Origin of the sequence: Leifsonia sp. Leaf336, from assembly GCF_001423695.1 — a bacterium.
Taxonomy (GTDB): domain Bacteria; phylum Actinomycetota; class Actinomycetes; order Actinomycetales; family Microbacteriaceae; genus Leifsonia.
Map to the genome: position 1 here is coordinate 81,112 of NZ_LMOZ01000001.1, position 12,488 is coordinate 93,599.

Annotated in this window: 9 protein-coding genes; 4 read left to right on the forward strand and 5 right to left on the reverse strand. The window is 68.0% G+C overall.

Features of this window, described 5'->3' with window-relative positions:
• Positions 1-12: 12 nt before the first annotated feature.
• Both ASF88_RS00405 and ASF88_RS00410 read right to left on the reverse strand, forming a co-directional pair.
• Positions 13-1,200, reverse strand: a complete 1,188-nt coding sequence (locus ASF88_RS00405) for an LLM class flavin-dependent oxidoreductase (protein WP_055912732.1) — start codon at positions 1,198-1,200, stop codon at positions 13-15.
• A 176-nt stretch (positions 1,201-1,376) separates the two neighbouring features.
• Positions 1,377-3,104 (reverse strand): hypothetical protein, encoded by a 1,728-nt coding sequence (locus tag ASF88_RS00410; RefSeq protein WP_157498131.1) that lies wholly within the window; start codon positions 3,102-3,104, stop codon positions 1,377-1,379.
• Between the two features lie 299 nt (positions 3,105-3,403).
• Here ASF88_RS00410 and ASF88_RS00415 point away from each other — a divergent pair, with 299 nt between their 5' ends.
• A complete protein-coding gene (locus ASF88_RS00415; protein ID WP_055912738.1) occupies positions 3,404-5,527 on the forward strand; it encodes a transglycosylase domain-containing protein in 2,124 nt (707 codons plus the stop codon).
• Positions 5,528-5,583: 56 nt separating this feature from the next.
• Positions 5,584-6,495 carry a DMT family transporter gene (locus tag ASF88_RS00420; protein ID WP_055912742.1) on the forward strand — a complete coding sequence of 304 codons (912 nt, stop codon included), beginning with the start codon at positions 5,584-5,586 and terminating at the stop codon, positions 6,493-6,495.
• Between the two features lie 23 nt (positions 6,496-6,518).
• Here ASF88_RS00420 and purL read toward each other — a convergent pair whose 3' ends face one another.
• Positions 6,519-8,837, reverse strand: coding sequence for a phosphoribosylformylglycinamidine synthase subunit PurL (purL, locus tag ASF88_RS00425; protein WP_055912745.1), 2,319 nt, complete (start codon positions 8,835-8,837; stop codon positions 6,519-6,521).
• A gap of 171 nt (positions 8,838-9,008) precedes the next feature.
• On the opposite strand from purL, the gene ASF88_RS00430 reads away from it, so the two are divergent.
• Both ASF88_RS00430 and ASF88_RS00435 read left to right on the forward strand, forming a co-directional pair.
• A complete protein-coding gene (locus ASF88_RS00430) occupies positions 9,009-9,386 on the forward strand; it encodes a TfoX/Sxy family protein (RefSeq protein ID WP_055916512.1) in 378 nt (125 codons plus the stop codon).
• A 3-nt stretch (positions 9,387-9,389) separates the two neighbouring features.
• Positions 9,390-10,058 (forward strand): cyclase family protein, encoded by a 669-nt coding sequence (locus ASF88_RS00435; protein WP_055912747.1) that lies wholly within the window; start codon positions 9,390-9,392, stop codon positions 10,056-10,058.
• A 15-nt stretch (positions 10,059-10,073) separates the two neighbouring features.
• Here the strand turns inward: ASF88_RS00435 and ASF88_RS00440 are convergent, their stop codons facing one another.
• Positions 10,074-10,535 carry a hypothetical protein gene (locus ASF88_RS00440; protein ID WP_055912749.1) on the reverse strand — a complete coding sequence of 154 codons (462 nt, stop codon included), beginning with the start codon at positions 10,533-10,535 and terminating at the stop codon, positions 10,074-10,076.
• A 54-nt stretch (positions 10,536-10,589) separates the two neighbouring features.
• Positions 10,590-12,455, reverse strand: a complete 1,866-nt coding sequence (ilvD, locus tag ASF88_RS00445; protein ID WP_055912752.1) for a dihydroxy-acid dehydratase — start codon at positions 12,453-12,455, stop codon at positions 10,590-10,592.
• Between the last annotated feature and the right edge of the window lie 33 nt (positions 12,456-12,488).

Here is a 12,488-nt window from a genome sequence, read left to right on the forward strand (position 1 = left end):
CGTTGGTCGTCGTCAGAGCGCCGGGTACTCGGCCTGGAACTCGTCGGCCGAGTCCTGGTACGGGGAGGCGCCGGTGACGTTGTCGCCGCGATTGGCGTTCGGGCGGGGCTGACGCGGGGTGGCGTCGCCGTACTTCGCGCGCACCAGCGACTCGTGGGTGGGGGCCTCCGGCGTCTCCGGGTCCTTGCGGGACTCGGTCTCCTTGCGGAGCACGGGCACGACCTCCTCGCCCAGCAGGTCGAGCTGCTTCAGCACGGTTTTCAGGGGGAGGCCGGCGTGATCCATCAGGAACAGCTGGCGCTGGTAGTCGCCCGCCCACTCGCGGAAGCCGAGCGTCTTGTCGATGACCTCCTGCGGGCTGCCGACCGTGAGCGGCGTCGCGTCGGTGAACTCCTCCATCGTCGGTCCGTTTCCGTAGACGGGAGCCTCGTTGAAGTACGGACGGAACTCGTTCTTCGCGTCCTGCGAGTTCTTGGCGATGTACGCCTGGCCGCCGAGCCCGACGATCGCCTGCTTGGCGGTGCCGTGGCCGTAGTGCTCGAAGCGCTCGCGGTAGAAGGCGATCAGGTGCTGGTAGTGCTCCTTGGGCCAGAAGATGTTGTTCGCGAAGAAGCCGTTGCCGTAGTACGCCGCCTGCTCGGCGATCTCCGGTGTGCGGATGCTGCCGTGCCAGACGAACGGCGGCACGTCGTCCAGCGGGCGCGGCGTGGAGGTGAAGCCCTGCAGCGGCGTGCGGAAGCGACCCTCCCAGTCCACGACGTCCTCGTGCCACAGGCGGTGCAGGAGGTTGTAGTTCTCGAGCGCGAGCGGGAGGCTCTGGCGGATGTCCTGGCCGAACCACGGGTACACCGGGCCGGTGTTGCCGCGGCCGAGCATGAGGTCCATGCGGCCCTTCGACAGGTGCTGGAGCATCGCGTACTCCTCCGCGAGCCGCACCGGGTCGTTCGTGGTGATGAGCGTCGTGGAGGTCGTGACGATCAGGCGCTCGGTGAGGGCAGCGATGTGCGCGAGCAGCGTGGTCGGCGACGACGAGAAGAAGGGCGGGTTGTGGTGCTCGCCGATCGCGAAGACGTCGAGGCCCACCTCCTCCGCGTGGGTGGCGATCTTCACGATCGCATCGATGCGCTCCGCCTCGCTCGGCGTCTCACCCGACACCGGGTCGCGGGTGATGTCGCTGACGGAGAAGATTCCGTACTGCATTGCTGGCTCCTCAGGTTCGTTCTCGCCGTATCTATGCAAATGCATACAACACCGGGAAGGCTCGAGTATTCCCGCAGCATAAACGTCGCTCTCGCTCGTTGCGCGGGATTCCATAACGAAAGTGGGCCTGCGCCCGGCGATCGCCGGGCACAGGCCCACTCTGATTCTGCTGTGTGTTATTGGAGGATGGCGACGAAGGCGCCGTTGTCGGTGAGGCTGAAGTCGAGCACCTTGGCGGCCGGGTTGGTGTTGACCTTGGCCATGGTGGTGATGTTGTTGGCTGACGGGTTGGTGACTCCGAGCGGGTTCGTGGAGCCGACGCCCGCGGCGTACAAGGTTCCGTCGGTCATCAGGTAGAACGCGTGATTGTTGTTCATGGTGACGTTTGCGACGGTCTTGCCGGCCGCGACGTTGGTCTGGCGCCAGGCGCCGAAGGTGCTGCCGACAGCTCCGCTACCGCCCTGGCCATAGGCGTTCAATCCGGCGAAGTAGACGGCGTTGTCGGTCGTCTGGACGATGTAGTTGTTCTGGGAGCCCCAGATCTTCTTGACCTTCTTGCCGTCGGGAAGTGACACAGGCTTTGCCAGGGTGACGGGGGCCAGGGCCGTGAAGCCGGGAAGCTGGACCGCCCCGGAGCGGGATCCTGCGGTTCCGGCGCCCCACAGGTTTCCCGAGCCGTCGAGGAACAACGAGGTGTCATCGCCGAAGGCGATGTCCACGACATCGGTCAGCGGGGTTCCGGGGGCCGTGAGGGTCTGGGTGGCCACATGTGAGGCACCGTTATAGCTGTCGTTGTTGCCCATCGCGCGGCCGGTGTTGACGCCGGACCACCACACGGTCTTGTCATCGAGGATGTAGGCGGCGCGAAGCAGGGCGGCGTGAACCGCGATGATCTTCTTGCCCGGGTTGGCCTCGAGGATCTTCGTGCCGACTGCGACGGGCGTGTCGTAGCCTTTGCCGGCGCCGGTGGCCGGGCTGTTGTCGCCGAGGGAGAACATGTCGCCGTTGTTCGTGCCGAACGCGTTCAGGGTGCCGGCGCCGGACCAGAAGAACGTGGCGCCGTGGGGCTGGCCCGCGTTGGCGGCGACGATGTGGTCCACGTCGAAGTCGCGACGCCAGCGCGGCTTGCCGACAATGCCGGTCCCGACGAGGCAGTCGTAGAGGTCGGAGTAGGCGGCCATGGTGTTGCCGGTGCCGACGATTGCGTTGTAGGTGGTGAACGTCGCGACTTCGTTGGCCCGGTAGCTCGAGGAGTAGGTCCACTGAGTCGGGACCATGACACCCGAACCGAGGCCGTTGACAGCGTTCGTCGAGGTGCCCCAGGCCCAGGCGGTGCCGCCGTTGAGGACGGTGATGAGGACGCTGTCGGTCACCCCCTGATAATCGACCGTGATGGGGTACTTGCCCGGCGCCGTGCCCCACGCCACGTTGATGTCCTGCGCGCCCAAGGCCACCGAGATCGTGTCGCCGGACGGATCGAAGCTCTTGGAAGTCGATCCGTCGGAGAAGGTGAACTGAGGAGGCAGATTCACGGTGATGCGGTTGGCGCTGGGATTGGCCGGCAGGCTATCCACCGTTGCACTGATCTCCATGCCTCGCAGCCTGGTGCCACCACTCCCGTCGCTGCCGTAGTACGCCGCATAGAAGCCGGGCCCGGTGAACGCTTTCGCCAGTGCATCGGCGTTGGCGATCCGCACGCCTGGCACCGCGGGCTCCTTCGGCGTGGACGCAGCCTGCGCGGGAGAAGCGGCCGTGAGGGCGATGGCCGGCGCCGCCCAGGCAGCAGCCCCCACCATCGTCCGGCGAGAGAGCTTGGATTTCGGGTTCTCAGAGTCGTTCACAGGATTTCCTTCGGTACGTGGATACGAGCGACCTCGTGGAATTTGGTCGATCAACGAGTTCACAGTGTAATTTCAAATGCTAACAATAAAAGTACACCATGGGTTGCCGGAGCTCGATGCCGAGATTCCGCTCGCGCGCACCCGTCATAGTCGTTGTCCGTAAGACAAGCATGGCAGTCGAGGGTGCAATTGGGAATTGGGAATATGAATTTCACCTCCGTCACACGGGCTTGTCACCCTTGGTGGCGGAGTCGTTGCGCTAAATACTAACTAAAAGATCTTGAAATACAAATTCAAATGTAAAATGCAAACGTCCAGGTTCATGGATCAGAATGGCTCTGCTAACCGAGAGTGAGGATCCGATGAATCAGCCTGACCGCTTTGACGCCCGTTCAAGCGATCGGCGATCGACGTCGCTGCTCGGCTTCGTCGGTCTCAGTGTCGTGGCGGGAGCGCTGGTAAGTGCGCTGGTGACGCCCCTCGTCGCTGTCGCGGGCGTTGCCGCCGAGACGGGCATCCAGCTTTTCGAGACATTGCCGGAGGCCCTCGCCATCGATGCCCTCGCGCAGACGACCGATATCTACGCGAAGAACGCCGCGGGCGAACCCGTCCTCTTGGCGTCGGTCTACGAGCAGAATCGCAAGAGCGTGCCGTGGGAGGCCGTGTCGATCTTCGTCAAGGACGCGGTCGTCTCGACGGAGGACCCGCGGTTCTTCACGCACGGCGGCGTCGACATCACTTCCGCGCTGCGTGCCGCCATCGGCAACGCGGCATCGGGGGAGGTCGGCTCGGGCGCTTCGACGATCTCGATGCAGTACGTCAAGAACGTACTCGTGCAGCGCGCAGAGGCAATCCGCGACAAGGAGGCGCGCGAGGCCGCCTACGAGGAGGCCGTGAAGACGAGCGTCGACAGGAAGCTGCGCGAGATGCGCCTCGCGATCGGTCTCGAGAAGGCGCTGACCAAGGATCAGATCCTGCTGGGCTACCTCAACATCGCACACTTCGGCGGATCTGTGTACGGCATCCAAGCGGCAGCCGAGTACTACTTCGGTGTCAGCGCCTCCGAACTCACACTTGCACAGGCCGCTTCCCTCGTGGCCATGGTCAACGAGCCGAACGGCCTGCGTATCGATGACCCCGATAACATCGCCGACAACAAGTTCCGGCGCGACAACGACGTGCTCGCGGCGATGCTCCAGCAGCGCGCCATCACGCAGGCACAGTTCGACGCGGCAGTCGCGACCCCGATCGAGCCGCGGATCACTCCGCCGTCCACGGGCTGTCATGCCGCGAACCCCCTCGGTGCAGGATTCTTCTGCGACTACGTGCAGCGCGTCATCGAGAATGAGAAGGTCCTCGCCGATCCCCAAGACATCGAACACACCACGCTGGCTCGAGGTGGGTACGACATCTTCACCACCCTCGACCTCGACCTCCAGGCCGCTGCGCTGAGCGCTGTCGACGCCTATGTCCCGCACAGCACGGAGGTCCTCGACATCGGCTCGTCGTTGGTCACCGTCGAACCGGGCACCGGACGCATCCTGGCGATGGCGCAGAACAAGGACTTCAACGCGGATCCGGACGAGGTCTCCGCAGGGAACACCGCTATCAACTACGGGGCCGACTATGAGTACGGCGGATCGAGCGGCTTCCAGGCCGGCTCGGCCTACAAGATCTTCACGCTCGCCGAATGGCTCAAGAGCGGCAGATCGATCGGCGACGTGGTCAACGGCGACTCCCGAGCGCTCAATCTCTCCAGCTTCAAAGACAGCTGCCAGGGAACGGGTTCCGGGACCTACTCGCCGAAGAACGACGGCGCCCAGAAGCCGGGCAGCATGTCCGTGCGCGCGGCGACGGCTGGATCTGTCAACGGGGCCTACTTCTCGATGGCTCAGAAGCTCGACCAGTGCGAGATCCGCAAGACGGCCGAAGCCTTCGGCATGAAGCGTGCCGACGGTAAGGAACTGACCTCCTACGTCTCCGACGTGCTCGGGACGAACGAAGTGTCGCCGGTTCGGGTCGCCTCAGCGTTCGCCGCCATCGCCAACAAGGGGGTGTACTGCTCGCCGATCGCGATCGACCGGATCGTCGCGCCGGACGGTTCGGAGGTTCCGGTTCCGAAGAGCGCTTGCTCCGAGGCCGTTGCGCCAGAGGTCGCCGCGACTATGGCATCGGCGCTCACCAGCGTCATCCAGGGCGGGACCGGCTCTGCTTCGAACCCGCATGATGGCATACCCGTGTTCGGCAAGACCGGCACGACCGACTCCGAGAAGGACACCTGGTTCGTCGGCGCGACCACCCGACTCGCCACTGCCGTCTGGGTGGGGAACGTCAACGGGAACGTCTCGCTGCGACGATCCGAGGTCGGAGGCATCCGGGCGGACAATCTGCGACACCGGGTTTGGAAGGAGTATATGACCTCCGCCAACACCAAATTCCCTGGGGGCCAGCTTCCTGACGCCGCGTCGCGCCCGGTGCGCAACTGAACGCCCTGTCCGATTCCCGCGAGTGGCACGTCGGTGGTGGGCAGTAGCCTCGACGAGTGAAGGTCGCTCTGCAGTTCATCGCCATGGGACTGGTCTGGGGTGCCAGCTTCCTGTTCATGAAAGTCGCGCTCGAGGGTGTCTCGTTCGGGCAGGTGGCGTGGGCGCGTCTGGTGTTCGGCGCGGTGACGCTCGGCATCATCGTGCTCGCGACCCGCAGCCGGCTGCCACGACAACCGATCGTCTACCTCCACTTCGTGGTCGTCGCGGTCACGTACTGCGTGGTCCCGTTCCTGCTGTTCGCCTGGGCCGAGCAGTACGTGTCGTCGAGTCTGGCGAGCATCTACAACGCGGTCACCCCGATCACCACGGCGATCCTCGCGACCGCTGCGTTCCGTGTCGAGAAGCTCAACCGCGACCAGGTGCTGGGGGTTCTCGTCGGGGTGGTCGGTGTCGTCGTGGTCGTCGGGCCGTGGTCGATCGCCGCGCTCTCCGGCAGCGTGTGGGGGCAGCTGGCCTGTCTCGGCGCCGTCACCTGCTACGGCTTCAGCTTCGGCTACATCCGGCGCTTCATCAGCCACAGGGACATCCCGGCGACCTCTGTCGCCTTCCTCAACATCGGAATCGCCGCGGCGATCATGCTGGTGCTCACACCGGTGGTCGCGCTGTCGCCGATCACTTTCAGCTGGCCTGTGCTGCTCAGCCTGCTGGCACTCGGCGCCCTCGGCACGGGGGTCGTCTACATCTGGAACATGAACGTGCTGCGCGCGTGGGGGCCGACCGCGACGTCCGGCGTGACTTACGTGACTCCGGTGGTCGGAGTCGCCCTCGGCATCCTGGTTCTCGGAGAGCACCTGAGCTGGAATGAACCCGTCGGAGCGGTGATCGTGCTCGCGGGCATCCTGCTCACGCAGCAGCGCGTGCGCCTCTTCACGCGCCGGCAGGCCGAACTGGTCGGCAGCAGCAGCTGAGACGCTGCCTCTCGGGCTGCTGCTCAGGCGACCGTCGGGCCGAAGTGCTCCGGGAGGGTCGAGCGGTGCACGCCGTGGAGCTCCTCCAGGCCGATCGTGAAGAGATCCTGCACCTCGAGGACCGGCTGCGTGCCGACCTCGGCGTCGGTCACGCCGATGCGGAGGAGCGGGACGCCGCGGCCTTCGCACAGTCCGCGGAACTTCACGTCGTCCTCCCGCGGAACCGAGACGATGACGCGTGCGGTCGACTCGCTGAAGAGGGCGGTCGCGGCGTCGACGCCGTCGCGCTCCTGCAGCTCACCCAGCCAGACGCGCGCGCCGACGCCGAACCGCATCACGCTTTCGGCCAGCGCCTGCGCGAGGCCTCCGTCGGCGAGGTCGTGGGCCGACGAGATCAGGCCCTCCTGCGACGCGGCGTGCAGCGTCTCGGCCAGCGTGCGCTCGGCTGCCAGGTCGACCGCGGGGGGCCGGCCGCCCAGGTGGCCGTGCACCGTCCCGGCCCACGCCGAGCCGTCGAGCTCCTCACGTGTGATGCCGAGCAGGTAGACGTTCTCGCCTTCGTCTTGCCAGCCGGCGGGGATGCGACGGGCGACGTCGTCGATCACGCCGAGCACGCCGACGACGGGCGTCGGGAAGATCGGGGTGTCGCCGGTCTGGTTGTAGAACGAGACGTTGCCGCCGGTGACCGGGACCTCCAGCTCGAGGCAGGCGTCGGAGAGCCCCTCGACCGCCTGCGAGAACTGCCACATGACCTCGGGGTTCTCAGGGCTGCCGAAGTTGAGGCAGTCGGTGACCGCGACGGGCACGGCGCCGGACGCGGCGACGTTGCGGTAGGCCTCCGCAAGGGCGAGCTTGGCGCCCTGCTTCGGATCGAGCTGGCAGTAGCGGCCGTTGGCGTCGGTCGCGATGGCGAAGCCCAGGCCGCTCTCCTCATCGACTCGGATCATGCCGGAGTCGTCGGGGAAGGAGAGCGCCGTGTTGCCGCCGACGAAGTAGTCGTACTGGTCGGTGATCCAGCTCTTGTCGGCCAGGTTGGCGCTTCCGAGGAGGGCGAGGACCTGCTCGCGCAGCTCGTCGCCGGAGGCCGGGCGGGCCAGCACGGACGCGGAGTCGGCCTGGAGGGCGTCGATCCACGCGGGGTAGGCAACGGGGCGCTCGTACACGGGGCCGTCGACAGCGACGGTGCGCGGGTCGACGTTGACGATCTCCTCGCCCTGCCAGTTGATGACGAGGCGGCCGGTGTCGGTGACCTCGCCCAGCACGCTGGTCTCGACGTCCCACTTGGCGGTGACGGCGAGGAAGGCGTCGAGCAGCTCGGGCTTGACGACCGCCATCATGCGCTCCTGGCTCTCGGACATGAGGATCTCCTCCGCCGTGAGCGTGGGGTCGCGCAGCAGCACGCTGTCGAGCTCGATGAACATGCCGCCGTCGCCGTTGGAGGCGAGCTCGGAGGTGGCGCAGGAGATGCCGGCTGCGCCGAGGTCTTGGATGCCTTCGACGAGCTTGTCGCGGTAGAGCTCGAGGCAGCACTCGATGAGCACCTTCTCGGCGAACGGGTCGCCGACCTGCACGGCGGGGCGCTTGGTCGGGCCTCCGGCCGAGAAGGTGTCGGAGGCCAGGATGCTCGCGCCGCCGATGCCGTCGCCGCCGGTGCGGGCGCCGAACAGCACGACCTTGTTGCCGATGCCGGAGGCGTTGGCCAGGTGGAGGTCTTCGTGGCGCAGGACTCCGACCGAGAGGGCGTTGACGAGCGGGTTGCCCTGGTAGATCGGGTCGAAGTAGGTCTCGCCTCCGATGTTCGGCAGGCCGAGGCAGTTGCCGTAGAAGGAGATGCCCGAGACGACGCCGTGCACCACGCGGGCGGTGTCCGCCTGGTCGATCGCGCCGAAGCGCAGCTGGTCCATGACCGCGACCGGGCGCGCGCCCATCGAGATGATGTCTCGCACGATGCCGCCGACGCCGGTGGCCGCGCCCTGGAACGGCTCGATGTACGACGGGTGGTTGTGCGACTCCACTTTGAATGTGACGGCCCAGCCCTCGCCGACGTCGACGACGCCCGCGTTCTCGCCCATGCCGACCATGAGGTTCTTCTTCATCGCAGGCGAGACCTTCTGGCCGAACTGGCGGAGGTAGATCTTCGACGACTTGTAGGAGCAGTGCTCCGACCACATGACGGAGTACATCGCCAGCTCGCCCGAGGTGGGGCGGCGGCCCAGGATCTCGCGGATGCGCGCGTACTCGTCGCTCTTGAGGCCGAGCGCCGCATACGGCTGCTCCTTCTCCGGCGTCGCGGCGGCGTTCGCGACAGTGTCGACGACGTGCTGGATTGAGGTGTCGGTCACGCGGGCACTCCAGGCTGCTGGGCGGTGGCGGGGATGGGTCAAGTCTACCGGCGCGCGGCGGCATCCCGTCCCGGGCTCCGAGCCGCTCGGCCGGCCCGGGGCGAGGTGGCGCGTGGCAGGATGTGGGCAGGCGCTCCGCGCGCCTCCCGGAGCCGGATGGAGGGCCGCCCGATGCAGATCCCACGACCGTCGCAGGAGACGATGGAGCTGTTCCGCTCGGTGGTGCCCGAGGCGCCGGGCGTGGAGGTCAAGCCGATGTTCGCCAACCTCGGGGCGTTCGTGAACGGCAACATGTTCGCCGGGCTGTTCGGTGAGAGTGTCGGGGTCCGTTTGCCCGACGAGGCGGTGCGCGAGCAGCTGCTCGCGATCGACGGAACGGGACCCTACGGGCCGGCCGAGCGGCCGATGGGCGGTTACGTCGCCCTCCCCGACTCCTGGCGCGACGAACCGGATCGTCTGCGCGAGTGGATCGGCGTCGCGCTCGAGGAGGTCGGGGCGATGCCGCCGAAGGTGAAGAAGCCGCGGGCGCCGCGCGCGAGCGCACGTTAGCCGATGCGCCTCACTTCGTTCGTCGACCTGACGCATCCGCTCGGCGATGAGACGGACGTCTATCCGGGCGACCCGGAGGTGCGGCTCGAGCCGCACGCGACGATCGCGGCCGACGGCTTCAACCTCCTCGCGGTGCAGCTGGGCTCGCAGTCGGGCACGCACGTCGATGCGCCGTTCCATTTCGCGGCGGACGGTGCCCGTGTCGACGAACTGCCGCTCGCGCTCTTCTCCGGGCCGGCCGTGATCGTCGACGTGAGCGGCCTCGGGCCGCACGGGAGGATCGGGCGGCGGCAGCTCGATCCGCTGGAGGACCGTCTGCACGAGGGCGTCGTGCTGCTGTTCCGCACAGGGTGGAGCGCCCACTACGGCACCGAGCGGTACTACGCGCATCCCTTTCTCGACGCGGACGCGTGTTCCGGGGCGCTCGACTGCGGCGTGCGGACGTTCGGTCTCGACGCCCCGAGCATCGACGAGACTCCGATCGAGGAGGGCTCGGGCAAGGATTATCCGTGCCACCGGCTCATCGCGGCAGCAGGCGGGGTGATCTGCGAGAACCTGACGCGGCTGGAGGACGTGACCTTCGCCGACCCGTTCGTCTCGCTCTTCCCGATCCCGCTCAGCGGGGCCGACGGGGCGCCGGTGCGGGCGGTGGCGTTCCGTCTGGAGGCGTGACCTCCCGAGCCGGCATCACCAATCGGAGCCGTAGCTGTCGGTGATGACCCCCGGTCGCATCGAGGTGCCGGGTGCCGAGTGGCCGGTGGTCGTCGAACCGGACGTCGTCGAACCGGACGTCTGACTCGGCGGCGTCGTCGTCGCAACGACGCCGCTGTTCGAGAAGGCGGCGGCGCCGACCACCAGCGCCCCGATGAGCGCGAAAGCGGCGAGCAACGCGGCCGCTAAGCCGAGCTCCCCATGCAGGAAGCGCCGCACCGACCCCACGGCGGAGGGCGGAGTGGACGGCTGCGATTCGCCGGCCACCAGGTCGGCGACGAGCACGTCGAGCTCGCTGGTGGAGAGGAGCGAAAACGCCTCGAGGTCGACCTCGCCGCGGTCGTCGAGCGGGGTGCCGGCGACGAGCTGGGTGTAGCGCTGTGCTCCCTCGCGGTCGGCGCGGCTGATGCGAGCCTTCACCCGGTTGCCGTGGTTCACATCACCAGTGTGAGCGGCCGGAGCCGGTCACGCAACGTGCCGTTCGCCGCGGGGTCAGGCGGCCGGGATCGGCGTGCGGGTGAGCTGGTCGACGTCGCGGGCGGCGCCCTGGTCGGCCGAGAGGGCCATGGCCGCGTAGGCGCGCAGCGCCGCCGACAGGGGGCGGTCGCGTTCGAGCGGGCGGTAGCCGCGCCCGGCCTCCAGCGCCTCGCGGCGCGCGTCGAGCACCGCATCGGGCACGTCGAGGCGGAGGGCGCGGGTGTGCACGTCGATGCTGATCGTGTCGCCGTCCTCGACGAGCGCGATCAGTCCTCCGGCCGCCGCCTCGGGCGACACGTGGCCGATCGACAGGCCCGAGGTTCCTCCGGAGAAGCGGCCGTCGGTGATCAACGCGCACTTCGCGCCGAGCCCGCGGCCCTTGAGGAACGACGTCGGATAGAGCATCTCCTGCATGCCGGGGCCGCCGCGGGGGCCCTCGTAGCGGATGACGACCACGTCGCCCTCCTTCACTCGCTTGCCGAGGATGGCCTCGACCGCGGCCTCCTGCGAGTCCACGACCACCGCGGGGCCGGTGAAGGTGAGGATGCTCTCGTCCACGCCTGCCGTCTTGACCACGGCGCCGTCGGGCGCGAGGTTGCCGCGGAGGATCGCGAGGCCGCCGTCTTTCGAGTACGCGTGCGCGACGTCGCGGATCACGCCCGTCTCGGCGTCGAGGTCGAGCTCGTGCCACCGCTCCGACTGCGAGAACGCGGTCGACGACCGGACGCCTCCCGGAGCCGCGTGGAACAGCTCGATCGCCTCCTGCGTAGCGGAGCCGCCCCGGATGTCCCAGTCGGCGAGCCACCCCGCCAGCGTGGACGCGTGCACGGTGTGCACCCCGCGGTCGAGGAGGCCGGCCCGGTCGAGTTCGCCGAGGAGGGCGGGGACGCCGCCCGCGCGGTGCACGTCCTCCACCAGCGCGGCGCCGTTGGGGGCGACCTTCGAGAGGCAGGGGACCCGGCGCGACAGCGCGTCGATGTCGGACAGATCGTAGTCGACGCCGCCTTCGCGCGCCGCGGCGAGCAGGTGGAGGATCGTGTTGGTGGAGCCGCCCATGGCGATGTCGAGCGCCATGGCGTTGCCGAAGGCGGCGCTCGTCGCGATCGAACGGGGGAGTACCGACTCGTCGTCCTGGTCGTAGTACCGGTGCGCCAGCTCGACGGCGGTCGCCCCGGCCTTCTCGTACAGCGCCTTGCGGGCGGTGTGAGTGGCGAGCGTCGAGCCGTTGCCGGGGAGGGCCAGGCCGAGCGCCTCGGTGAGGAAGTTCATCGAGTTGGCGGTGAACATCCCTGAGCACGACCCGCAGGTCGGGCAGGCGTTCTCCTCGATGCGGAGGAGGTCGGCCTCCGACACGGCGTCGTTCGCGGAGTCGGCGATCGCCGAGATGAGGTCGAGCTTGCGGACGGTGCCGTCGACGAGGACGGCGCGGCCGCCCTCCATCGGGCCGCCCGAGACGAAGACGGTCGGGATGTTGAGGCGCAGCGCGGCGAGCAGCATCCCCGGCGTGATCTTGTCGCAGTTGGAGACGCACACCAGTGCGTCGGCGCAGTGAGCGTTCACCATGTATTCGACCGAGTCGGCGATCAGCTCGCGCGACGGCAGCGAGTAGAGCATGCCGCCGTGGCCCATCGCGATGCCGTCGTCGACCGCGATCGTGTTGAACTCGCGCGGGATGCCGCCCGCGGCCTGAACGGCCTGCGAGACGATGCGGCCGACCGGCTGCAGGTGGGTGTGGCCCGGCACGAACTCGGTGAAGCTGTTGGCGACGGCAATGATCGGCTTGCCGAAATCTTCGCGGGCGACGCCGGCGGCGCGCAGCAGTGCGCGGGCGCCGGCCATGTTGCGGCCGTGGGTGACAGTGCGGGAACGGAGAGCGGGCATGCTCTCATGCTGCGGGCGCCCGGGTGTTGCAGG